This window comes from Endozoicomonas montiporae CL-33, assembly GCF_001583435.1.
GTDB lineage: Bacteria > Pseudomonadota > Gammaproteobacteria > Pseudomonadales > Endozoicomonadaceae > Endozoicomonas_A > Endozoicomonas_A montiporae.
Genome location: NZ_CP013251.1, coordinates 641,784 through 665,000 on the forward strand (window position 1 = coordinate 641,784; position 23,217 = coordinate 665,000).

23 protein-coding genes and 2 pseudogenes (1 of these 25 cut by a window edge) are annotated in these 23,217 nt (G+C 47.5%); 18 read left to right on the forward strand and 7 right to left on the reverse strand.

Annotated elements, in window-relative coordinates; all coding sequences use genetic code 11:
* The first annotated feature begins 26 nt into the window (after nucleotides 1–26).
* The 3 genes from mrcB to EZMO1_RS02860 are packed head-to-tail and all read left to right on the forward strand — an operon-like array spanning nucleotide 27 to nucleotide 3,099.
* A complete protein-coding gene (mrcB, locus tag EZMO1_RS02850) occupies nucleotides 27–2,381 on the forward strand; it encodes a penicillin-binding protein 1B (protein WP_082212283.1) in 2,355 nt (784 codons plus the stop codon).
* A gap of 3 nt (nucleotides 2,382–2,384) precedes the next feature.
* Nucleotides 2,385–2,783, forward strand: a complete 399-nt coding sequence (locus tag EZMO1_RS02855) for a tetratricopeptide repeat protein (protein WP_034878023.1) — start codon at nucleotides 2,385–2,387, stop codon at nucleotides 2,781–2,783.
* A gap of 4 nt (nucleotides 2,784–2,787) precedes the next feature.
* Nucleotides 2,788–3,099 carry a YqcC family protein gene (locus EZMO1_RS02860; RefSeq protein WP_034878024.1) on the forward strand — a complete coding sequence of 104 codons (312 nt, stop codon included), beginning with the start codon at nucleotides 2,788–2,790 and terminating at the stop codon, nucleotides 3,097–3,099.
* Nucleotides 3,100–3,150: 51 nt separating this feature from the next.
* Here EZMO1_RS02860 and EZMO1_RS02865 read toward each other — a convergent pair whose 3' ends face one another.
* Nucleotides 3,151–3,576: an Mpo1 family 2-hydroxy fatty acid dioxygenase gene (locus EZMO1_RS02865; RefSeq protein ID WP_034878025.1), complete on the reverse strand. Its 426-nt coding sequence runs from the start codon at nucleotides 3,574–3,576 to the stop codon at nucleotides 3,151–3,153.
* A gap of 82 nt (nucleotides 3,577–3,658) precedes the next feature.
* Nucleotides 3,659–4,144: a DUF4124 domain-containing protein gene (locus EZMO1_RS02870; RefSeq protein WP_034878026.1), complete on the reverse strand. Its 486-nt coding sequence runs from the start codon at nucleotides 4,142–4,144 to the stop codon at nucleotides 3,659–3,661.
* 424 nt (nucleotides 4,145–4,568) lie between these two features.
* On the opposite strand from EZMO1_RS02870, the gene EZMO1_RS02875 reads away from it, so the two are divergent.
* Entirely contained in the window at nucleotides 4,569–6,296 is a 1,728-nt protein-coding gene (locus EZMO1_RS02875) for an acetolactate synthase 3 large subunit (protein WP_082212284.1), read from the forward strand.
* Nucleotides 6,296–6,787, forward strand: a complete 492-nt coding sequence (gene ilvN / locus EZMO1_RS02880; RefSeq protein ID WP_034878028.1) for an acetolactate synthase small subunit — start codon at nucleotides 6,296–6,298, stop codon at nucleotides 6,785–6,787. Before EZMO1_RS02875 ends, ilvN begins: the two co-directional genes overlap by 1 nt.
* Nucleotides 6,788–7,163: 376 nt before the next feature.
* Here the strand turns inward: ilvN and ilvY are convergent, their stop codons facing one another.
* Complete coding sequence (gene ilvY / locus EZMO1_RS02885; protein WP_034878029.1) at nucleotides 7,164–8,036, reverse strand: HTH-type transcriptional activator IlvY; 873 nt, start codon at nucleotides 8,034–8,036, stop codon at nucleotides 7,164–7,166.
* A gap of 211 nt (nucleotides 8,037–8,247) precedes the next feature.
* Here ilvY and ilvC point away from each other — a divergent pair, with 211 nt between their 5' ends.
* From ilvC to EZMO1_RS27955, 4 genes and pseudogenes are all read left to right on the forward strand, one after another.
* Nucleotides 8,248–9,264, forward strand: coding sequence for a ketol-acid reductoisomerase (ilvC, locus tag EZMO1_RS02890; protein ID WP_034878030.1), 1,017 nt, complete (start codon nucleotides 8,248–8,250; stop codon nucleotides 9,262–9,264).
* Nucleotides 9,265–9,457: 193 nt separating this feature from the next.
* A pseudogene (locus tag EZMO1_RS02895) lies at nucleotides 9,458–10,857 on the forward strand (IS1380 family transposase).
* 319 nt (nucleotides 10,858–11,176) lie between these two features.
* Nucleotides 11,177–12,079 (forward strand): DMT family transporter, encoded by a 903-nt coding sequence (locus EZMO1_RS02900; RefSeq protein ID WP_034878031.1) that lies wholly within the window; start codon nucleotides 11,177–11,179, stop codon nucleotides 12,077–12,079.
* Nucleotides 12,080–12,324: 245 nt separating this feature from the next.
* Nucleotides 12,325–13,082 (forward strand): IS1 family transposase gene (locus EZMO1_RS27955; RefSeq protein ID WP_420809906.1). Its coding sequence is split into 2 segments (ribosomal slippage): nucleotides 12,325–12,592 and nucleotides 12,592–13,082, totalling 759 coding nucleotides; the frame shifts between segments, so codons are not numbered across the junction.
* A 202-nt stretch (nucleotides 13,083–13,284) separates the two neighbouring features.
* Here the strand turns inward: EZMO1_RS27955 and EZMO1_RS02915 are convergent.
* Nucleotides 13,285–14,007: a phosphorylase family protein gene (locus tag EZMO1_RS02915; protein ID WP_034877157.1), complete on the reverse strand. Its 723-nt coding sequence runs from the start codon at nucleotides 14,005–14,007 to the stop codon at nucleotides 13,285–13,287.
* A 277-nt stretch (nucleotides 14,008–14,284) separates the two neighbouring features.
* Here EZMO1_RS02915 and EZMO1_RS02920 point away from each other — a divergent pair, with 277 nt between their 5' ends.
* The 6 genes and pseudogenes from EZMO1_RS02920 to EZMO1_RS02950 all read left to right on the forward strand — a co-directional run bounded on the left by EZMO1_RS02920 (nucleotide 14,285) and on the right by EZMO1_RS02950 (nucleotide 18,606).
* Nucleotides 14,285–15,202 carry a glutaminase gene (locus tag EZMO1_RS02920; RefSeq protein WP_034878032.1) on the forward strand — a complete coding sequence of 306 codons (918 nt, stop codon included), beginning with the start codon at nucleotides 14,285–14,287 and terminating at the stop codon, nucleotides 15,200–15,202.
* 117 nt (nucleotides 15,203–15,319) lie between these two features.
* Nucleotides 15,320–16,156: a CDP-diacylglycerol--serine O-phosphatidyltransferase gene (pssA, locus tag EZMO1_RS02925; protein ID WP_034878033.1), complete on the forward strand. Its 837-nt coding sequence runs from the start codon at nucleotides 15,320–15,322 to the stop codon at nucleotides 16,154–16,156.
* 128 nt (nucleotides 16,157–16,284) lie between these two features.
* Nucleotides 16,285–16,830 (forward strand): molybdopterin-dependent oxidoreductase, encoded by a 546-nt coding sequence (locus EZMO1_RS02930; RefSeq protein WP_051790432.1) that lies wholly within the window; start codon nucleotides 16,285–16,287, stop codon nucleotides 16,828–16,830.
* A 74-nt stretch (nucleotides 16,831–16,904) separates the two neighbouring features.
* Nucleotides 16,905–17,662, forward strand: a protein-coding gene (locus EZMO1_RS27960) for an IS1 family transposase (RefSeq protein ID WP_420809906.1) whose coding sequence is annotated in 2 segments (ribosomal slippage) — nucleotides 16,905–17,172 and nucleotides 17,172–17,662 — 759 coding nt in all. Because the reading frame shifts where the segments join, the coding sequence is not laid out codon by codon here.
* Between the two features lie 19 nt (nucleotides 17,663–17,681).
* A pseudogene (gene msrP, locus EZMO1_RS02945) lies at nucleotides 17,682–18,182 on the forward strand (protein-methionine-sulfoxide reductase catalytic subunit MsrP); the annotation flags it as partial.
* 121 nt (nucleotides 18,183–18,303) lie between these two features.
* Nucleotides 18,304–18,606 carry an antibiotic biosynthesis monooxygenase family protein gene (locus tag EZMO1_RS02950; RefSeq protein WP_034879561.1) on the forward strand — a complete coding sequence of 101 codons (303 nt, stop codon included), beginning with the start codon at nucleotides 18,304–18,306 and terminating at the stop codon, nucleotides 18,604–18,606.
* On the opposite strand, the gene EZMO1_RS02955 is transcribed toward EZMO1_RS02950, so the two are convergent.
* Together EZMO1_RS02955 and EZMO1_RS02960 are read right to left on the reverse strand one after the other, a co-directional pair.
* Nucleotides 18,603–19,406, reverse strand: a complete 804-nt coding sequence (locus tag EZMO1_RS02955; protein WP_034879563.1) for an ABC transporter permease — start codon at nucleotides 19,404–19,406, stop codon at nucleotides 18,603–18,605. The two genes, EZMO1_RS02950 and EZMO1_RS02955, sit on opposite strands and share 4 nt — an antisense overlap.
* Nucleotides 19,390–20,046, reverse strand: coding sequence for an ABC transporter ATP-binding protein (locus EZMO1_RS02960; RefSeq protein WP_034879565.1), 657 nt, complete (start codon nucleotides 20,044–20,046; stop codon nucleotides 19,390–19,392). Before EZMO1_RS02960 ends, EZMO1_RS02955 begins: the two co-directional genes overlap by 17 nt.
* A gap of 72 nt (nucleotides 20,047–20,118) precedes the next feature.
* On the opposite strand from EZMO1_RS02960, the gene EZMO1_RS02965 reads away from it, so the two are divergent.
* The 3 genes from EZMO1_RS02965 to EZMO1_RS02975 all read left to right on the forward strand — a co-directional run bounded on the left by EZMO1_RS02965 (nucleotide 20,119) and on the right by EZMO1_RS02975 (nucleotide 21,679).
* Complete coding sequence (locus EZMO1_RS02965) at nucleotides 20,119–20,436, forward strand: PadR family transcriptional regulator (protein WP_034879567.1); 318 nt, start codon at nucleotides 20,119–20,121, stop codon at nucleotides 20,434–20,436.
* 89 nt (nucleotides 20,437–20,525) lie between these two features.
* Complete coding sequence (locus EZMO1_RS02970; RefSeq protein WP_051790713.1) at nucleotides 20,526–20,951, forward strand: BLUF domain-containing protein; 426 nt, start codon at nucleotides 20,526–20,528, stop codon at nucleotides 20,949–20,951.
* A gap of 194 nt (nucleotides 20,952–21,145) precedes the next feature.
* Nucleotides 21,146–21,679, forward strand: coding sequence for a protein-methionine-sulfoxide reductase heme-binding subunit MsrQ (locus EZMO1_RS02975; protein ID WP_244886725.1), 534 nt, complete (start codon nucleotides 21,146–21,148; stop codon nucleotides 21,677–21,679).
* A 93-nt stretch (nucleotides 21,680–21,772) separates the two neighbouring features.
* Here the strand turns inward: EZMO1_RS02975 and EZMO1_RS02980 are convergent, their stop codons facing one another.
* Nucleotides 21,773–23,217: the 3' portion of a phosphatidylserine decarboxylase family protein gene (locus EZMO1_RS02980; RefSeq protein ID WP_201772251.1), read on the reverse strand. 22 nt of this gene lie beyond the right edge of the window; the window shows 1,445 of its 1,467 coding nt (coding positions 23–1,467); its start codon lies off the right edge, out of view — the gene reads right to left on this strand; its stop codon occupies nucleotides 21,773–21,775.

A 23,217-nucleotide genomic window follows, 5' to 3' on the forward strand; every position in this document is an offset into this window, starting at 1 on the left:
CCTGTGTTCACGTATAATGCAGAACCATGGTAGCAAGTAATAAAGAGTCGCCTCAGAAAAAGACGAAACGTTCTGGGCGAAAGAAAAGCACCCCATCCAGCCAACAGGAACCGTCTGATCGCTTTCAGCGATGGGGACTGTTTCTGTTCAAATTGTGTATTTGCGGCTTTGCTGTATTTATGGCATTTGTCGTTTATCTGGATGCGGTGGTTATTCAGAAATTTGAAGGAAAGAAGTGGGCGATTCCTGCCAAGGTTTATGCACGTCCGGTTGAATTATACGAAGGTCGTCTTTTAAAGCCCGATGAGCTTCAGGCTCAGCTGCGGCGTCAGGGCTACCAGCCTGTCACTACTGTGCGTCGTCCGGGTACATTCGCCCGAACGGGGAATGAGTTCATTATTTACAGCCGGGGCTTCCACTTTCCCGATGGCACAGAATCTTCCCGTTATGCCCATGTGAGCTTCAACAGCTATCGGGTAATCAGCCTGACCAATCGGAAGCAGCAGCCACTACCACTGTTGCGACTGGACCCTCAACCGGTTGGGGGCATTTACCCAGCCAGCTATGAAGACCGTCTTCTGATTCGACTTGAACAGGCACCTAAATACCTTGTACCTGCATTGATGGCGATTGAAGACAGAGACTTTTATGAACACCGGGGCATATCGCTAACATCCATTGCCCGTGCGCTTCTGGTCAACGTTCGGGCGGGTGGTGTTGTGCAGGGAGGCAGCACCCTCACACAGCAACTGGTCAAAAACTTTTATTTGAGTAATGAGCGCACCCTGACCCGAAAGGCGCAGGAAGCGATCATGTCCCTGTTGCTGGAACTGCATTACTCAAAAGATGAAATTCTCGAAACCTACCTTAATGAAGTGTATCTGGGACAGCAGGGGCGACGTGCAATACACGGCTTTGGCCTTGCTAGTCAGTTCTATTTTGCGCAGCCTATCCAGGAGCTAAGCCTTGCCAGAACGGCTTTGCTGGTGGGTATTGTCAGAGGGCCATCATTTTACGACCCGAGACGTTTTCCTGAACGTGCCAAACAGCGTCGAAATCTGGTGCTGGATGTCATGGCCAATGAAGGGCTGGTTTCAAGGGCAGAAGCCGAGCGCTCCAAGAAGTTGCCTCTGGGCATTGTCAGCCGTGAGCAAATGCGCACCAATGCCTTCCCTGCTTACCTTGATGTGGTGAAAGATCAACTGCGGCAGGATTACGCTGAACGCGATCTGACCTCGGAAGGGTTGCGCATCTTTACCAATATGGATCCGATTATCCAGCGTGAGGCTCAGATCAGCCTGACCCGAACGGTCAGTGCGATCAACAAGGACAAGTTGCAGGGTGCCATGGTGGTCACTTCAGCCCAGACCGGAGACTTGTTGGCCGTGGTGGGCGATAAAACCCCGGGCTATGTTGGCTTCAACCGGGCAGTAGACGCTCGTCGTCCAGTAGGTTCGTTGCTAAAGCCAGCTATTTACCTGACAGCACTCGAACAACCCGGTCGTTACACGCTGACAACACCGGTAAAAGATCTTCCAATCAAAGTCAGAGATGGCCGGGGAGGTTACTGGGAACCGGGCAATTACGATGGTAAATCCCGTGGCGAAGTACCTTTGTATGAAGCCCTGGCAAGGTCTTTTAATCAGGCGGCCACTCATACAGGTATGGATGTCGGTGTGCCTAATGTTTTGAAAACCATTAAGCGCCTTGGTGTTGAGCGACCATTGCCCAATTATCCTTCGGTGTTGCTAGGTGCGGCTTCGCTGACTCCGATGGATGTTGCAGCCATGTATCAGACCATTGCCAGCGGTGGTTTTCGAATGCCTCTCAGAGCCATTGATGCCGTTGTGGACGCCAGTGGCAAACCATTGCGACGTTATAGTCTTTCGGTTGAGCGTGTGGTCGATCCTGCCCCGATGGAACTGTTGAGACGTTCCATGGTCAGTGTCATGAGAGAAGGCACAGGCCGAAGGGCTTACTGGAGTATGAGTCAGGATATGGATCTGGCTGGCAAAAGTGGCACCACGAATGATTCACGCGATAGCTGGTTTGCAGGCTTTTCAGGTAACCTGATGGCGGTGACCTGGCTAGGCAATGACGACAACAGTTCAACGGGGCTGTCGGGCAGCAACGGTGCCCTTCGGGTTTGGGTGGATTTGATGCAGCGAACCCCCATCAGCGGTGTGCAACCGCTTTCCAGCGACAGGCTGGAGTATGTCTGGGTGCAACCTCAATCTCACCTGCGCAGTAGTCAGTCTTGTGAAGGAGCAAGGTTGCTGCCGTATATCAAAGGCTCTGCTCCGGTATTGTCGGATAGCTGTGGCGAATCTGTTCAGGACAATTCGGGTTTCTTCGATACGCTTAAATCCTGGTTTGAATAACCCATGAATGTTTATAAAAAACGCCCGTTTCGCAGTCCTGTTATTCTGGTTCTGCTTTCTGTGATTCTGACAGGTTGTGGTGGCCGATTGTCTTACCTGCCGTCTGAGCCCGTTGAGGCAGGCTCTCCTTATGAAAGTCGGGACGATGCCGTAGGCGTTTTGCTGAATCAGGCTTATCAGGCCATAGAGGGCGGGCTGCTGGATGAAGCCGTTGGCTGGTTGTCGCGAGCCATGCGTATCAACCCGGTTGAACCCGCTATTTATTACCACATGGCAGAAATTCGTATTGAGCAGGGGGATTCGGATCAGGCGCGGCAACTGCTTGGCAGAGCGCTAAGTCTTGGACCGGATCAGCGTATGACCCAAAAGCTGGAAACCCTGCTAAGTTCCCTTGAGAGTTAATATTATGAGCGTGCAAATCATCCAGTTACTGGAAGACATGGAAACGGAACTGAAAGTTCTGGAATGCTGGCAGACAATGCCTCCGTCTGTGGAAGCCATGTCCAGCGAAGTGCCTTTTTGTATGGATTCCATGCCATTCAGTCAGTGGCTGCAATGGTTGTTTATTCCCAGAGTCAGAGCCATTGTTGAACAGGGTGGTGCTTTACCTAAAGGTGCCAATATCAAGCCTTATGCGGAAGAAGCGTTGATGGTTGAGCAAGTATCGTCAGAAAAACTTCTGAAGCTGGTTGAGCAGTTTGATGTGTTGATGAAGTAATAGTGCGGGTTGGGAGCCATTCCGTTCGTCCCAACCCATCAAAAAAGCTGTCTAATAACTCAGATTATATTTCTTGAAGAGAAAGCTCACACACCAGATGGGACCTACCAGTAAAAATTTCACATCTTCAAAAAAAGACGGTTTCTTGCCTTCAATATTGTGACCGACAAACTGGAAAATCCATGCCACTACAAAAATAACGATACTGGAAACCAGTAAATACTCCCCCAGAGAGGTTGCCAGAGAAGTCATCAGGGCATAGATCACCATCATCACCAGTGACAATTTCATAGAGAGCTGAAAATAGAACAACAATGAAATGGCCATAGCGCCCCAGGTCAGAAACGGGCTTACCACCCATAACAACCCGACAATGCTGAACAGAATAGCGGGAACGCAGATCCAGTGGATCAGCTTATTAGTTGGGTTTTGGTGACTTTCACTGTAAGCATCAAACCACTCGTCAGCCGTTTTCATGATTGGACTCCCGCATTGTAATTGTTATGTTTGGGTGCGTTCACTCTACCAACGGGCTTTTCTGTTTGGCAAGTACTGCACCTTATTTGCAGAACTGGTTCATAAGTTCCTTCAGCCTCTGTTTCTCTTTGCTCTTACCTGCATCGTCGAGAATGTCTTCCCGACCATCGTCATGAGTCAGACGAATCCGGCCTCTGGCTTCAAGAGCCAGAAGGTTGGCATTAAGCTTGTTGCAGAAAGCGAGGGTTTCTGCAGCTCCCGGATCAGGGGCTGAAACAGGCTGGTCATTGCTGTCTTTAAGAGGTTCTGTTGTTGAATCAACGGATGAGCCATCTTCTGTCACGGCGGATGATTCATCAGTTAATGAAATCTGGTCGTTTTCCGGATCTTCATCAGACAGGATGTATTCAGTTTCCATACCATCGGGACCGGGACGGTCGGAGTAATGTGTTACTCCTCTGTCGTCTTTCCAGATAAACACCTTCTCGGCAGTCACTGTTTCAGTAAGAACAATGGCAAGAAAGGCCAGAGGCAGTAGGGTTAAGTAGCTTTTTATCAGTCTTTTCATCCTGAAGTTCCATTATTTTTGGTCTCTTTATTAATAAATGTAAGCAATTTCCGAGATTCTGCTTCGTCAGGCTATTGACTCAAATGGGTAGACGGTAAAGAATGTCAGCCACTGAAGCCATGCAACCAATGGCTTCGGTTGATTATGCGACCATCAGGAACATCAACAGTGGAACTGGTGATAGCATTCCTTGGAGGCTGACAGCGGTACCTTGCCGGGTCAAACTGTCAGCGCTCTACTGCCCCTATCCGCACAGGAATGTTGAGGTCTTGTTAAGCAGAGACCTGAAGTCCCAGCTGTCGTTAGTGACTGTTGTAGCTGTTACAACAACTAATAAAAATCTTCGGTACAAAAGGTCTACACCTGTCCGGTGACAAAGGCCAACCGAACTCTTTTCTAATCTTTAAGCCGAGGAGAAGCACACGTGGAGCTTTTATCCGGTGCGGACATGGTGGTTCGCTCGCTGGCTGACGAAGGGGTCAAGCACATTTACGGGTATCCCGGGGGCGCACTTCTACACGTCTACGATGCCATTTTCCGACAGAAAGAAGTCACACATATCCTGGTTCGTCATGAACAGGCTGCTGCCCATATGGCAGACGGTTATGCCCGGGCAACCGGAAAGCCCGGCGTGGCACTGGTAACGTCCGGTCCCGGTGCTACCAACACCATAACCGGCATTGCCACTGCCTATATGGATTCCATTCCCATGGTGATCATTTCCGGACAGGTGCCTTCTGCTGGCATTGGTTCGGACATGTTTCAGGAAGTCGATATGGTGGGCATTTCCCGCCCGATCGTAAAACACAGCTTTCTGGTGAAGCGGGCAGAAGATATTCCTGAAATCATTAAAAAAGCGTTCTACCTTGCCCAGACTGGTCGGCCTGGTCCTGTGGTGGTGGACATTCCGAAAGACATTACCGATCCGAACCTGAAGTTTGAATACCACTATCCTGAATCGGTAAAACTGCGTTCCTATACGCCACCGAGCAAAGGACATAACGGTCAGATTCGTAAAGCGGTTGACCTGCTGATGCAGGCCCGACGCCCCGTCATTTATGCGGGCGGCGGTGTGATTATGGGGAATGCATCTACCCAACTCACCCAGCTGGCAAAAGACCTGAAAGTGCCGGTCACCAATACACTTAACGGTTTGGGTGGATTCCCCGGTTCAGACCGTCAGTTTGTTGGCATGCTGGGCATGCATGGTAGCTACTGTGCCAACATGGCCATGCATCATGCTGACGCTATTCTGGCAGTGGGTGTTCGCTTTGATGATCGTGTCACCAACAATACGGCAAAATTCTGCCCGGACGCAAAGATCATTCATATCGATATTGATCCGGCCAGTATCTCCAAAAACATTACCGCCGATGTGCCTATCGTTGGCCCTGTAAATGCCGTGCTGGATGGTTTCCTTCGCCATGTAACGGATTATTCCGGATCACGGGATCAGGAGGCCATTGATAGCTGGTGGCGTCAGCTGGATGAATGGCGTGACAGCCGTGGTGGACTGTTCCCTTACGACAAAGGCGACGGAAGCATTTTAAAACCCCAGCAGGTGATTGAAGCGTTATACGAAGTGACCGGAGGCGACGCCTTTGTAACGTCCGATGTGGGACAACACCAGATGTTTGCTGCCCAGTACTACCGCTTTGACAAGCCTAATCGCTGGATCAATTCCGGTGGCCTTGGCACCATGGGCTTTGGTTTGCCTGCTGCCATGGGGGTGAAATTGACTCACCCGGACGCAACGGTTGCCTGTGTGTCCGGTGAAGGCAGTATCCAGATGAACATTCAGGAACTGTCTACCTGTATGCAGTACGATCTGGGTGTAAAGATCATCAATGTGAACAATCAGGCTCTGGGTATGGTACGACAGTGGCAGGATATGCAGTACGACAGCCGCTACTCCCATTCCTACATGGAGTCACTGCCGAGCTTTGTGAAACTGGCAGAGTCCTACGGTCATGTCGGTATTCAGGTAACGACACCGTCTGATCTGCGTCCGGCCATGGAAGAAGCGTTCTCGCTGAAAGATCGTCTGGTGTTTATGGATATTCAGGTAGACGCCAATGAACATGTTTACCCCATGCAGATCAAGGATGGTTCCATGCGTGATCTGTGGCTCAGCAAAACGGAGAGAACCTGATGCGGCGAATTATCTCTGTACTGGTTGAAAACGAGCCGGGCGCTTTATCACGCATTGTCGGATTGTTTTCCCAGCGAAACTACAATATCGAAACGTTAACCGTTGCCCCCACTGAAGACAGCACGCTGTCTCGCCTGACGGTCACCACCAGTGGCAACCCGCAGGTGATTGAGCAGATCACCAAACAGCTGAACAAGCTGATTGATGTGGTGAAGCTGGTGGATCTCACCGAAGGCTCCCACGTTGAAAGGGAGCTGATGCTGGTAAAAGTGAGAGCCAGCGGGCCATTGCGGGCGGAAGTGAAACGCACGGCGGATATATTCCGTGGGCATATTGTTGATGTGACCAGTTCCGTATACACCATTCAGCTGGTGGGCACACACGACAAACTGGATGCGTTTATAGAAGCTGTCGGTGCAACCCAGATACTGGAAGTGGTGCGCAGTGGCATCACCGGTATTTCAAGGGGTGAAAAAACACTGAGCCTTTAGAAGCTGTTCATGATCTTTTGAGGAAAGCGAAAATGGTGAGAAATTGTTGCTGTTTTTTGATCTCATGAGGCGCGTAGTGGTGCTACGCAACGAATGAGATCAAAAAACAGCAACAATTTATCGACATTTGCAGCCCTCAATAAGATCGTGAACAGCTTCTTAGTCTTTCCTTCGATATTTACCGCAGAGATATAACTCTGCGGTAAATTCTCTCTTATACCAATCGCAATAATTAGCTATTCTACTGCGCTGCCTTTTCAGCCGGTTATTCAGCGTTGGCATTCGTCGCCATAGCTACGGCTATGGCTTCTCACGCCGCCTTGCCTAACCGGCTGAAAAGGCATGCTCATCACGAAGCTAATTATTTTGATTGGTATTACTGCTGATTCAGCAATGACCAGAAAGCCCTGATCAACGGGTTTTTCAGTTTCTTTTCCAGTACACACAACCCTACGTCGTAGGCTGGTAACCAGGGCTTTACGTCAATCACCTGAACTTTGTCAGACAATGGACTGTTATCCAAAACAATCTGTGGCACCACACCAATACCAAAACCCAGACTGACCATGCTGACAATGGCTTCGTTACCTGCCACCTGCGCATAAATTCTTGGTTTAATGTTTTTATTGGCAAACCACTGGTTAGTCCGGCGGCGGCTGATCCCTTTTTCCGCAAGAATCATGGGCGTAGCTGCCCAGTCCTGATCGTTAAACGGGTGTTTTACGCTGCCATCCGCAGGTGCGATAAAAATCAGGGGCGACAGGCCAATGCTGTGAAACGCCAGCTCTGTCGGTAACTGGTCGGGACGGGCGGCAATGGAAATATCTTCCTGCCCTGAGAGAACATGCTGGATGGCCGGTTCCGGGTCACCGGTATGCAGTTTGATTTCGATGCCTGGGTAGCTTTGCCGGAACTGACTGAGGATGTCATACAAAAAGCTGTAACTGGCTGTCACCGAGCAGTAAACACTGATTTCTCCGCTCAGTTGTCCGGCGGCCGCCATAAGCTGGTTTCGGATGCCATCCCATTGTTGCTGAGCGTCTCTGGCGTATTCCTGAAACAGCAAACCTTCCCGTGTTAGCTGAACACTGCGGTTATCCCGTTCAAACAGAAGCACGCCCAACGACTCTTCCAATTGCTGAATACTCCGGCTCAGGGTGGAGGGACTGATATGGCAGGCAGCACTGGCGCGGCCAAAATGCAGGCTGTCAGCAAGGCTGAGGAAGTGCTTTAGCAGTCTGGTATCCATGGGTATTTAGCTTATGTTTCATAATTTGGGATACTGTTTTTCAAATATATCATTTTACGAAACGCTGTGCCTGACTTATCTTACGTCCATCGAATTTGCATCGACATAAGAACAAGTAATTTGCCATGGCGTGGAATGCCGCCTTCTACGAACAATCACATTGGCAGCACTTTCATTTAATAGCCATGAGCCACAAAACAGGAGCCTTCACATGCAGGTTTACTACGACAAAGATTGCGACCTTTCCATCATTCGCGGTAAAAAAGTTTCTATCATCGGTTACGGCTCTCAGGGGCACGCCCATGCCAACAACCTGAAAGATTCCGGTGTGGATGTAACCGTTGGTCTGCGCAAAGGATCGTCTTCCTGGGAAAAAGCCGCTTCAGCCGGTCTGGCAGTCATGGAAGTGCCGGCTGCTGTAGAGCAGGCGGATGTGGTGATGATTCTGACACCCGACGAATTCCAGTCCCAGCTTTATAAAGAGCAGATTGAGCCTAACCTCCGTGAAGGCGCGACTCTGGCGTTTGCCCACGGTTTTGCCATTCACTACAACCAGATTGTGCCTCGTAAAGATCTGGACGTTATCATGATCGCGCCAAAAGCGCCCGGTCATACAGTTCGCTCAGAATTCACCCGTGGTGGTGGTATTCCTGATCTGGTAGCTGTCTTTCAGGATGCTTCAGGCAAGGCTAAAGACGTTGCACTATCTTATGCTTCCGGCGTTGGCGGTGGTCGTACCGGTATCATCGAAACAACCTTTAAAGACGAAACCGAAACCGACCTGTTCGGTGAACAGGCAGTACTCTGTGGTGGTGCCGTTGAGCTGGTGAAAGCGGGCTTTGAAACCCTGACCGAAGCGGGCTATTCCCCGGAAATGGCTTACTTCGAGTGTCTGCACGAGCTGAAGCTGATTGTTGACCTGATGTACGAAGGCGGCATTGCCAATATGAATTACTCCATCTCCAACAATGCGGAGTATGGTGAATACGTGACGGGTCCTAAGGTGATTAACGAGCAGTCCCGTCAGGCCATGCGTGAATGTCTGAAGAACATTCAGAATGGTGAATACGCCAAGCAATTTATTGTAGAAGGCGCGACCAACTATCCATCCATGACAGCCTATCGCCGTAACAATGCAGCACACCCCATTGAGCAGGTAGGTGGCAAACTGCGTGAGATGATGCCATGGATTACTGCAAATCAGCTGGTAGACAAGACTAAAAACTAAGCGTCTATTGTAGTTTTATAAAGCATTTAGGCTCTTGCTTCTCAGAGGTAAGAGCCTTTTCTTTTCTTAAAAGTAAATCAAATATCATTTTCTAACCCGAATATTTCATAAAAGGAGGCAAGTTCCGCCCAATCACTTGATATAATTGGGTCGACCAAAAGAAAGCTTCGGAAGAAGCAAACCGGAACTTGCCATGCCCAAATCTACACAAGAACAGCTTCGTTTTCATCCCTCAAATGGAAAAACCATCCGGGCAGACTTCAATGGTGGGGAGTTATCTTCTGACTTTGGCACTCTGCTGCTACGGGAAACCATTCTGCAGAGCGGTCTTATCTGCAAAATGACTGATGCCATCAATGACAGACGCCATCAATCCTATATCGACCACTCCCTGAAAGAACTTCTGGTTCAGCGGGTTCTGCAAATGGCCTGCGGCTATGAAGATGCCAACGACAGTAACCGTTTGCGTAAAGACCCTATGTTCAAACTGGCCACTGGTCGCAATCCGTTGGACAGCGATAACCATCTCGCATCAGCGCCCACTTTTACCCGGCTGGGACAATCTATGACCCGCTCCGACATTTACAGGATGGCTGAAGCATTTGTGCATCACTTTATCAGCAGTTACAAGCTGCCACCCCCGGTGATCGTTATCGATCTTGATCATACACCGGCCATTACTCATGGTGGCCAGCAGATGAACCTGTTTAATGCCAAATATCAGGACTACTGCTACTTGCCCCTGATGATTTTTGAGGACTCAGCGGCAAGCTGATTACGGCGATTCTTCGTCCGGGGAAAACCCCAACGGGCAAGGAAAATGCAGCCATTCTCGAACGGGTCATTCGGCTGCTTCGGAAAAAGTGGCCGAAAACCCATCTACTGGTTCGGGGAGACAGCCACTTCGCTCAACCAGAGTTAATGTGGGTGGTTCAGAATGCCCCTCATTCGGATTATGTCCTGGGCAAAGGTGCAGGCCACAAAACGGCTTTGCGGCCAAAAGCCAAAGAGTTGTTGGATGAAGCGCGTCAAGCTCTGAAGGTCAAGACTGAGCTGGCAAGACTGAACAACATGCCAGAACCTGATCGGCTCAGACTTTACGGGGAAGCAGAATACCAGGCCAAGAGCTGGAAAGGTCTCGATACCCGGATAATTTACAAGGCGGAGGTCAACCAAAAAGGCGACAACCCTCGTTTCATTGTGACGTCGATGAAGGAAGCTTCTCCAGAGGTAATTTATGAAGAGCTTTACTGTCCAAGAGGACAGGATGAGAACTTCATCAAACATCTGAAAAGTGATCTGTCCGGCGACAGATTGTCCGATCAGGGCTTTTTGGCTAACCATTTGAGAATGTTTTATGCCTGTGCCGCTTATGTTTTGCACTATGAGTTAAGAACCAAGACTTTGAAAGGTACGGAGCTGGAAAAAGCGCAGCCATCAACGGTGATCATGAAGCTCTGTAAAGTTGCAGTCAAAGTGGTTGAATATAAAGACCGAATTAAACTTCATCTGCCGCGTAGCTGCCCATTCAAGAGGCTTTTGCAGCATGTGACAGAAGTCTTTTACCAGATGCCGATACTTCGACCGGGGTAGCAACTTTCATAAGACTCAATCAAGGTACATAGCAACCAGATGAAAGAGCTTTGGGGCTTTCCGTTATCCTGAAATAGCAGGATTCGTTGATTAGCGTCTAATCTGTAAGCAAGTATGGGCTGCAATGTCTTTCACATGGTTAACAGAGCAACAGGCTTGCGGAAAAGTCCAAAATTAAGAGGATGGGATGGTAGTTGCTGCTTGTTTATGAAATATCCGGGCTAACATTTCTCTTTATATTCTCCGTAGAAAACAACATAAAACAACGTACTCCAAACGGATTTCTGTTGGGTACCCGACCGGAGATAGTGTCTTGTATATGTCTACGACAGGGGAAGCCGGTAATAAAAAAGCACTGGCTGTTTTGGGATTGGTTCTGGCTACATTGTGCTGGGGTGGCAACAGTGTGGCGGCTCGTCTGAGTATTGGGGAAATTCAACCGTTTACACTGTCTTTCTGGCGCTGGGCGATTGTCTTCTGTTTGCTGATTCCGTTCACAGCAAGGCAGGTCTCGAAAGAAAAAGACATTATTTTCAAACATAAAGGCAAACTGGTGGTTCTGGCGATTACCAGCATTTCAGCCTTTAACACATTGTTGTATCTGGCTGCTCAAAGTATTCCGGCTGTTAATGTGGCTTTGATTCAGGTCGGGCTGCCATTTGTCTGCATTGTTTTGAGTATTCCGTTACTGGGGGTCTACCCCAAAAAAGCTCAGAGTGCAGGCTTGCTGGTGGCAGCCATTGGGTTGTTAGCCATTTTTTCCAAAGGCGATTTCAATGTGCTTCTGGCTTTAGACTTTGGCCGGGGCGATATGATTATGTTGTTGGCAGTCGTCATTTGGGCGCTGTATACCGTATTGCTTAAACGGTTTGCGATTCCATTGAGTGGACATGTTCTTTTAACGGTTTGTGTTGGTGTAGGGGTTGTATTTATTGCGCCGTTTTATGTGTGGGAATTCTTGACTCAGGGAGGCTTTGAAATAAACGCTGCCACTGTTTTTCTGCTGGCCTATGTGACCGTATTTGCTTCGGTTGTAGCTTATCTGTCGTGGAATTACGGAGTGGGCATTTTGGGTGCCAATCAGGCGTCCATGTTCAACTTTCTGATACCGGTATTTTCTGCTCTCATTGCTATACCGGTTTTGGGCGAGGGCTTGCAGAACTACCATCTTTTAGGAGGTGGATTTATTTTTGCTGGTCTGTGGTTGTTTAATAAACGCTAATGCTGTTGAGGATGCCGCTGGCACGGCATCCATAATCGGTTATTCAGGGACAGGCACGACAGAAGGCTGCACCTTTACTGATGATCTGCTCGGGTATTTCCGTTGAATGATAAGTAAACAGGGCCTGATTGCTGATAAGAAGAACGGCACTTACCATAAAAATAGCGGTAGTGGCACAGTTCTGTGATTCTAGCCCTGTCTGCTAAAATACGACATTCGGCAACTTTGAAAAATGCGGTTTAAAAATGTGCCTTACGCAAGTCCTCTGTACAACATGTGGCAGTAACCAAGTTCGGCCTTTCGGATACAGCACTCATGATGTTCCACGATACTATTGCTGTAATGACAAATGTGAAATCAAAACCTTCATGCTTGAATATCGCTACAAGGCCTGTGAGCCTGGCGTTAAAGAAAAAATCATCGATATGGCAATAAATGGCAGCGGAATCAGGGATACAAGTAAAGTACTCGGAATAAGCAAGACAACAGTAATAAAGACTCTAAAAAAAAAGAAAGCGGTCTGGTAAAGGTCAACCCAAATATTCAAACTATTGATCTCAAGTCAGATGCAATTATTCATGTAGGGCTTGTCTGCCAAGAGGCTGAGCTAGATGAGCAGTGGTCGTATGTTCATGATAAATCGAACCAACGCTGGCTTTGGTATGCTGTTGATCACGCTACAAATACCGTGCTTGCTTATGTTTTCGGAAAACGGAAAGATGAAGTTTTTAAAGAACTCAAAACACTTCTGAAGCCATTTGGTATTAATAAATTTTACACCGATGATTGGGGAGCCTATGAGCGACACCTTGATGAAAACATGCATATTATTGGTAAAGCAAACACTCAGAAGATAGAGCGTAAAAACCTTAATTTTCGGACTTGGATTAAACGGTTGGCCAGAAAGACAATTTGTTTTTCAAAGCTCGAAAAGATGCACGATATTGTTATTGGATTATTGATTAATAAAGTTGAGTTTGGGGTCAATATTCACGCGATATAACAGTTCTGGCCCACTACCAAAATAGCAAGTAGGATGGAAGCAATGGTCACGTCATTATATTTCATGACAACGCTCCTTTTGTCTTGTCCACAGCTACTATCTAACTACCGTTCAGCCTGTGTTTTCAAGTGATTTCGTCGGTCTATTCAGTAGCTGCTAGCGGCTCTGAAAATAAGACGCTAACAGCCACGAAAAGAAGAAATTATGCCGCTTTCGTCTGGTTGCTTAACAGGTCTAGCAATCGGAAAACGTTCTGTTGCAGTAGTTCGGAAGCTCTGGTCAGGTTGGCCAGAAACTGCTCGGCAGTTGTGTCTTTTTCATCCATCAGGTCGGTCACGGATTTCATTGCAAGCAATGGTGTTTTATACAGTTTGGCAACCGCTGCGATGGCTGCAGCTTCCATCTCTTTCGCCACAACCGGCTCTTCGCGCAGAATAGCTTCGTCAGTAGGGCTCATGTCCAGAGAATTACCTGTGCAGACGACCGCTGTCTTCAGACCCAGTTGCCGGGCGTATTCACCAGCCAGTTTAGAGACATAGCTGCCATCACCGTAGGCAAAGTAGTCTTCACCTAAAGGAATGCGACGATCAAAGTAACGAATTTTTTCGCCCATATAAACGTCACCAATTGCGCTACCCTTATCCTGAAACGCACCACAGGTGCCCGCATTGATCAGTAGATCAGGTTTGAACTGCCGGATGGCTTCCAGCGTGGTAATGGTCGCAGGCTGGGTTCCCACGGACTCGACATTGTATTCACGATCAGTACCGTTAACGACCAGAGAAATGTCGAGGCCTTTGTAGTTTCCCTGAAATGCCTGACAGGTGAGCACCGGGTCATGCATATCAATATCGGACAGGTTCAGGTGCTTGATGATAGAAGCCGCTTCCTGCTTCATGGCGACGATCATGGTAATACGCTGCATAGGATTCCTTTAGCTGTTCTATCACTCATTATGAAATGAGTGTCGTTTAATCCGGGCAAGCATATATTTTCAAGTTATATAAAAGATTTTTAACTACGTATTTCTATTGTAATTGCTTAGAGATAACCGCCTGTTGGTTTAGTGCTTGATCAATGACCATTGACCAGCGTAATCTCTGCGCCCTTTTTTCGTGTGTAGTAAACAGTAGGGGCTCTTTTCAGGTTGAATGGAATGAAAGAGAACCAAGAGTTATTGGTAGACTGAGGATCGCAAAATCATGGAGAACATCCAGAACGTACTGGCATCTCTGCCTGAGGTTATTGCTGACCGCTTTGGTCAGGGTAAGCCTGCAGGCTATATACCGGCATTGTCGCAGGTGGATCCCGAAAAATTCGGCATGGCAATCAGTACGGTTGATGGCGATGACTTTGTGATTGGTGATGCCGATGAGTTTTTTTCCATCCAGAGTATTTCCAAGGTTTTTAACCTCAGCCTTGCCATGCACTATGCGGGTGAAGATCTGTTTAAACGTGTTGGTGTAGAGCCTTCTGGCAACGCGTTTAATTCACTGTCCCAGCTTGAATATGAAAATGGTATTCCCCGTAACCCGTTTATCAATGCCGGAGCCCTGGTGGTGACGGATGCATTGCTGGAGTTTGTAAAATCCCCTAAACGGGACTTTCTGGATTTTGTGCGCGGCCTGTCAAATAACATTGACGTTCACTATGACGAAGAAGTGTTTCGCTCTGAATACGACAATGGTCAACGAAATGCAGCACTGGCCAATTACCTGAAAAGCTTCGGTAATCTCGACAACCATATCTCCAGAGTTCTGGATTTTTATTTCTATCAGTGCTCTGTATCCATGAGTTGTCGTGATCTGGCCCGGGCCTTTCGTTTTCTTGCTCAGGATGGCAAGCACCCTTACAAGGATGAGCAGGTCGTTTCTAAACTTCAGGCTCGCCGAATTAACTCGCTGATGATGACCTGTGGCACGTATGACGAAGCCGGTGAGTTTGCGTTCAAAGTAGGACTACCGTGCAAAATCGGTGTAGGTGGCGGTATCGTTGCCATTATTCCGGGGGAAATGTCGATTTGCGTCTGGAGTCCCGAGCTTGGAGCCAAAGGCAACTCTATTGTGGGTATGGAAGCGCTGAAGTATTTCGCTCAAAAAGCCGGTCGTTCAATTTTTTAGTAAATGCCTTCTTTCATTGATGGAGGTTTGGTTGATCTGTGCTAAATACAGCCTGTCGATAAATCGTGGTAAAGTGACCACTTTAGATTAACGGCTTTTACATGAGCAGATTTCGCAATGACCGATAGACCGGAACGACCCGAAGATAGCGGTAATGCGGTTGACGGGATGTTCCCTGTCGATGAGCATTTTGAAGAAGTGGTCGAAGGCGGGCAAACCGTTCGCCACAAGGGCATTTATATTCTTCCCAACCTGTTTACCACAGGTAACCTGTTTTGTGGCTTTTACGCCATCATCAGTGCCCAGGCAGGCTTTTATGCGGCTGCCTGCATCTCAGTCCTTGTAGCAATGGTACTGGATGGGCTGGATGGTCGTGTTGCCCGCATGACGAATACCCAAAGTAAATTTGGAGAACAGTATGACAGCCTGGCCGATATGGTCACCTTTGGCGTCGCACCGGCCATGGTGGCTTACAGCTGGGCGCTGAGCGATATGGGTAAAGTCGGCTGGATGGTTGCCTTTATCTATGCCGCCTGCGCAGCCCTGCGTCTGGCTCGCTTCAATGCCCAGATTGAAGAAACGGACAGTCGCTACTTTACCGGACTGGCCAGCCCGGCCGCTGCTGCACTGGTTATAGGTATGGTATGGGCGTTGAGTGACTTTGGTATTGATGGTGAAACAACTGTGCTGGTTTCATTCCTTGGTGCGTTGATCACGGGAGGTGCTGGTGTACTGATGGTCAGCAATATCCAGTATCAGAGTTTCAAGAAGATCGATCTGCGTGGGCGGGTGCACTTTATTTTCCTTTTGGTGATGGTGCTCTGCTTTGCAGTGGTGTTTACCGATCCTCCCCGTGTTCTTATGCTGATTTTCCTTGCTTACGCCTGTTCAGGCCCTGTTACGGCAATCATGCGAATAGGCAAGCATGATAAAAAGGAAGCTTCTTCGAATTGAGAAGATAAAAAAACGCTATCGGATGATGGCGTTTTTTTTGCCTTAAATAAAATGTGTTAGCTGGACACTGACTGCCGTTATCAGTAGCGTAAGGATTTATTATTCGAACAGAGTTCTGGTCAGCGGCAATGCTTATAAAAACGAAAAAAAGCAGTGATGTCAGCAGCAGTGAAATTACGTCGGAAACCTTCTACAAACAGCGTCGTCAGTTTCTGAAAAAGTCAGGTCAATATGCTTTTGCTGGTTTGGGGTTTGCCTTAACCGGCTGTTCGGATGCTTCTCAAAAAAAGGTAGTTTCAAATAATGCCTATCAGGATGTTCCCCAGCTAGCGGCACCTGATTGGCTAAAAGAGAAGGTTGCTTCTTATCAGCGCAGTGAATTTGTAACGGATGAAAAGCTGACGCCTTATAACAATGTTACTCAGTACAATAACTTTTATGAGTTTGGCTACGATAAAACCGATCCGGCAAAACATGCAAAAGGGTTTGTCACTGATCCCTGGTCAGTGACGATAGAGGGCGAGGTTGAAAAGCCGGGTCACTACCATCTTGAAGATCTGCTCAAACCGGAAGCGATTGAGGAGCGAATTTACCGGCTTCGCTGTGTTGAGGCGTGGTCTATGGTGATTCCATGGGTTGGCTTTTCACTGGCGGATATGATCAAACGTTGGTAGTGGCACAGTTCTGTGATTCTAGCCCTGTCTGCTAAAATACGACATTCGGCAACTTTGAAAAATGCGGTTTAAAAATGTGCCTTACGCAAGTCCTCTGTACAACATGTGGCAGTAACCAAGTTCGGCCTTTCGGATACAGCACTCATGATGTTCCACGATACTATTGCTGTAATGACAAATGTGAAATCAAAACCTTCATGCTTGAATATCGCTACAAGGCCTGTGAGCCTGGCGTTAAAGAAAAAATCATCGATATGGCAATAAATGGCAGCGGAATCAGGGATACAAGTAAAGTACTCGGAATAAGCAAGACAACAGTAATAAAGACTCTAAAAAAAAAGAAAGCGGTCTGGTAAAGGTCAACCCAAATATTCAAACTATTGATCTCAAGTCAGATGCAATTATTCATGTAGGGCTTGTCTGCCAAGAGGCTGAGCTAGATGAGCAGTGGTCGTATGTTCATGATAAATCGAACCAACGCTGGCTTTGGTATGCTGTTGATCACGCTACAAATACCGTGCTTGCTTATGTTTTCGGAAAACGGAAAGATGAAGTTTTTAAAGAACTCAAAACACTTCTGAAGCCATTTGGTATTAATAAATTTTACACCGATGATTGGGGAGCCTATGAGCGACACCTTGATGAAAACATGCATATTATTGGTAAAGCAAACACTCAGAAGATAGAGCGTAAAAACCTTAATTTTCGGACTTGGATTAAACGGTTGGCCAGAAAGACAATTTGTTTTTCAAAGCTCGAAAAGATGCACGATATTGTTATTGGATTATTGATTAATAAAGTTGAGTTTGGGGTCAATATTCACGCGATATAACAGTTCTGGCCCACTACCCAAACGTTTTCAGCCCACCTCAAAGGCAAAGTTTGTAGAGTTTACGACACTGTATGATCCCGAACAGATGCCCGGGCAAAAGTCCCGTTTCAGCTCTATTGAGTATCCTTATGTTGAAGGCTTGAGAATGGACGAATCCATGAATCCATTGTCGTTTATGGCGATAGGTGTTTATGGCAAAACACTGCCACCGCAGAACGGAGCGCCTCTTCGATTGGTCGTGCCCTGGAAGTATGGTTTTAAAAGTATTAAATCGATCGTTAAAATTCGTTTTACCGAGACAATGCCGAATACCACCTGGGCGCTGTCGGCACCCAGAGAATACGGCTTTTTTGCCAATGTGAACCCTGATGTCAGTCACCCGCGCTGGAGTCAGGCATCCGAACGACGCCTGCCCGCAACGCTGCTTTCACCCAACCGGATGGATACACTGATGTTTAATGGTTATGGCGATGAAGTAGCTCATCTTTATAAAGGTATGGATTTACAGCGGTTCTACTGATTCTCCCATGGCTGATGATCAATAGTTTTTGGCGCAATGAGAACTACTCTGTTTTTACAGGTTCCTGTAAAACAACGGTTGTTTTCTATTAACCTGTTGTTTAAAGGACACATGCCTCGTTATGTATGCCGTTATTTTTGAAGTACAGATAAAGAAAGGCTGTCAGGACGAATACCTTAAGCTCGGAGCGATGCTGCGTGAAGAGTTAGTGAACTATGAAGGATTTATATCAGCGGAACGTTTCTCCAGTGTGGTCACTGATGGCAAAATCTGCAGTTTGTCATTCTGGGAAAATGAAGAGGCTATAGGCCGCTGGAAAGCAGCCATGAAGCATGAGATGTGTCAGAACGAGGGCAAAGCTGCCCTGTTTGATGATTTCAGGATTCGTATAGCCAGAGTTGAGCGGGAATACACCCTGTGCTAATCCGCTTCCGTTAAAAAAATATCTTCACGCAGTAAGCCGGATGCAGTGAAAGCCGAGCGCAAGCTGAGTCGAAGGTTCAGACTGATCGCACAGATCATGGACAGATAAATGGCAACCATGATGGCAATTTGATACTTCGCCGCGATCAGAGGCAGTGCTCCACCCAGTATCTGACCAGTCATCATTCCCGGCAGAGATACAATGCCCAGCGTTGCCATTGTACCCACAATCGGTGTCATAGATGTTCTGACGGCTCGCCGAAAGAACGGCTGAACGGCTTCAGACACTGTCGCTCCGAGCAGCAGGTCGGAATGGTAGTTGGCTTCTTCCCGACGCAGGTCTGTATAAAAAGTTTCCAGAGCGCGAATATTGCCTTGCAGACAGTTGCCCAGCAACATACCGGCGATGGGGATCAGATAGCGGGCATCCAGAAAGGGTTCAGGCTGCACCAGAATCAACAGAAACATAAGGCAGACGGTTATGATAGCCGTCATCAAACTGACTTGAGTGACCCAGAAAAATCGAGCCAGCCTCAGTCCTGCACCTTTCACGATGCTGATATTGGCAACGGTAATCATCACCAGCAACCAGGCAATATTCAGCCATAGATGATTCAACTCAAACAAATACTTTAGATACAGACCAACCAGCATGAGTTGTGCCGTCATTCGTACGACACTGATCAGGGTGCTTTTGCTCAGTTCAATCAGCTGCCAGCGGTATAACAGGTAGGCTGGAACCAGCAAAAAAGCGCTGAATAAAAGCAGGTGACTCAGGCTGATATCAATGACAGACGACATGTTGCTTATCTCCAATAACCTGACCATTGTCCATCAGGACGATTCGTTCGCACCGGTCGAGCCAGTGCTGATCGTGAGAGGTCGAGATGACAGTTCGGCCTGTTCCGAGTAATTCCTCAATCACGTTATCACGGCTTTCTGCATCCAGAGCTGATGTTGGTTCATCAGCGATAATGAGTTCAGGGTCAAGCAATAGCACACGGATAATGGCAAATCTCTGCTTCTGCCCACCCGACAGTGCCGAGGGGTGATGATTCAGCAGGTTTCTGGACAGAAGAAAGCGGTTCATTAACCGATAGAGGGTTTGCTCCGGAAACGTTTTATTTCTGAAAGCTCTGAAGGAAAAGGGGCGTTGCAGAGCCTCTAATACCGTAGTGCCCATTAAAGCACTTTCCTGACCGATATAACCGGTTTTTAAGCGAACGGCCTGAATGGAATCTGGTGTTACCGGTTTATCGTTAAACAGATAGTGACCTGATTGCCATTCGCAGCCACCGACCAGTGTTTTCAGTAATGTGCTCTTACCACAGCCGGACGGGCCCTGCAGTGCAACAGACTGGCCTTTTTCAACCGTAAGGCTGCTATTCCTTATAACAGGATTGCCGCCGCGGACTATGTCTAAACCTTCCAGCTTGATCATGGTGTTATCGTTCTTGACAGATGAGCCTCATTCCATAAAATAAATATCGATTAACGATATCGGTTTACGATAATGAGTTCGGAAAGAAAAAACAAGGTCATCAGCAAACTCTTTTCAGGGTTTATCCAGATTCACATTCTCAGGCACGCCAGCAAAGGTGAACTGTATGGCTCCTGGTTGATTGAACACCTGCAGAGTCATGGTTATACCCTGAGCCCCGGAACGCTATACCCTTTGCTGAAACGCATGGTGTCGGATGATTTGTTGACATTCGCTGAAAAAAACGTCGATGGGCGTATACGTAAAATGTACCAGACGACTGCGCTGGGAGACGAGGTGCTGAAAGAAGCTGAGACGAAAATCAAAGAACTGGCAAAACGTTATCTGTAGAGCATTTTGTGTTTTTGGGTTTGTCCCTTTATATTAATTCTGTATGTCGTTGTTTTTAGCAGGGAAGTAAAAAATACAGGGAACAGGGAATGCACCTTATCATCTATACCAGTCGTTATACGGGTGAAACCTCTCAGATAGGCAGAGATCTGAGCACCATCACCGAGACCGCAAAAAAGAATAATCCATCACTCAACATTACCGGCTTGCTGTTTTATCACAACCAGCAGTTTTTGCAGATCATTGAAGGCGAGCAGCCTGATCTGGAAGGGCTAATGAAAGTGGTGACGGCTGATCCGAGACATAAAGAAGTGGTTCGTATTGTCGATGAAGAGTTACCAGAGCGGGGTTTCAGTGACTGGAATATGGACAGCTTCAACTTGTCTGAACAGCAGCAGCTTGCGGCTGACCAGTTAACGGCCATTAAAGAGTTGTATAGCGAGAACTTTGCTATGCAGTCGGATTCTGTCGTTGATTTTTATCGGTCAATGTTAAGTGATGATGGCAGCCTTTAAGTCGTCTGTTATGCTGTCTGTTTCCAGCTTTAATAACTGATGTTACGCACCTTAAAGGAAGGAATCAGGGCTACAGAGCAATGACCTCGTTCGGAAATCTTGATGATTCGTAGAGGGTGCGTAACTCCAGTTAATAAGAATATTCCATGGACTGGATTGTCAAAACGAAGGGAGTACTTTTCCCTGCCGCTCTAATGCCTCTGGTGCTTGTTGTATACGCTGCGACCACCCATCAGCTGGGGCCTGACCCGGGCAACACATTAACCAGAGAGTTGGGCGAATGGTCGCTTTGCTTCCTTTGTCTGACACTGTCTGTTTCACCGTTACGACAATTAACAGGCATTTCGAAGTTGATAAGGTTTCGTCGTATGCTGGGACTGTTTGCACTGTTTTATGCGATGCTGCATGTGCTGTCGTATCTGGCTTTTATGCTGGGGTGGCAATGGCTGACGCTTCTCGAAGATCTCTACCGGCGGCCTTATATTATTGTGGGTGCTCTGTCTGCCATTATTCTTGTGGCACTCGGTATTACTTCAACAAAGGGGATGATGCGCAGGCTCGGCCGGAACTGGTCAAAGCTTCACCGGCTTGTTTACGCAGCTGCAATACTGGCAGTCATACATTACCTCTGGCTGGTCAGGAGTGATTATTCGGAATCAGTCTTCTATCTGATAATAGTGTTGCTTTTACTAAGTTTTCGTATGTCTTTCAGGAAGGTGCGTCAATGATAGATTTGTATCTCAGTAGGGTTCATCTTGATCAGCTTTGATACAATGTGCTTGTACTGAGTTTCATCAAGATGAACTACGCCTGCTGCTTAATTAGTCTTGGGCTATAACGGTAGCAATGGTGCTGCCCAGAGGTGTAGGTTTGGGGTCATTCCTGTGTTTGGTGGCATTCATTGCCCAATCGACGAGCTTAACTTTGTCTTTCTGGAAAACCATTATGTGTGTTGAGCCTCCAAATTCAAAATGGCCGATTTCGGTGCCGCGTGTAATCTTGATGGGCAGTGAGTCCTCATCGACGATCAAATCTGGCTCGATAATGGTGGTAGACACTTCAACCATTCCAATAGAGATCAGCGCGACATACCCCGCTGTTTTGTGCTTAAAGATAAAAATGGCACGAGCTGCTACATGTCCAAGATAGGGCTGTGCGACCATGTCATCCCAGACAACAGGGCCTTCTTTTTGTTTGATACGTTGCGCAAAATAGGTTCCGGGTTGCACCCATGATCTCACCAGCTCCCCATCTAAAGGTGCGTTCCAGCGATGATAGTGTGTGGCGGATAAGAATCCCTGGTAAATTTGCCCACCTTCAAATAGCTCAGCCCATTGTTTTTCTCCACCAAAAAGATCGAGCAGGGAATAGTGGGCGTCTTTGATCCAGAACTTGCTTTCGAGAGCAACATTGTCCTGATACTGCCAGGGTACTGTCTCGCAACCAATGTTTATATCGGTTGCAGCATTTCCCATAAATGGACGTGCACCAGGTACAAACTTTCGTGTGAAAAATGCGTTCCATGAGTGATAACCGTAGCCTGGTTTGGTCTTATCATGAACCATTTGATCCCAGACTCCAGCTTTCCATGCCTCTTTTGAAATCCAGGAACCGTCCTTTTCAGGATTGTTGATGTCCAGCTTATCAAGTGATTCATTACTTTTAAGATAAGCATTCCAGGTATTCAGAACTTTTTTGAACTGTTTGTTAAATGTTGCGTCATGGAATAAGGCGACACCGGACTCTGTACCCATTGCAATCGCTAAAAAGCTGTTGAGCGGTGTGCCTACCATCAAGGTGTCGTTAAAAGACGGCGTTGTTGTAATAATTTCGTTCAGAACTTCAAAGAAACTGTCGTAGCTCTCAATCCAGAAGAAGTTTCCATCTTTGCTCCTTATCTTCTGTTTTGTTGAAGAATCCAGTGAGCGAACATAAGCATTGGAGTCATCAATCATGGATGTGAGCCACATACGGTAAACGCTATGACTGGTTATCCAGTCCTTGAATTCAGCTACTTCTGGTTGCAGTGGGGGGAGCTGATTATTAGCCTTTTTCTGGGCAATCGAATCTCGAAGAGGTACCAGATATTTGGCTGTTGCCCACTCTTTGTTCGGAACCCAGAAACCCATCTGAACAGGGTCTTTTGTAGTGGATATTGACGAGTTCATTTGTTGTTGGCCTGGATGCGTCTTTTGGGGGCGTTGTTCCCCTTGTTTTTGCGAGCAAGCGCCCAAAAGCAAGAAAATCACAGATGCCAGAAAGAGAT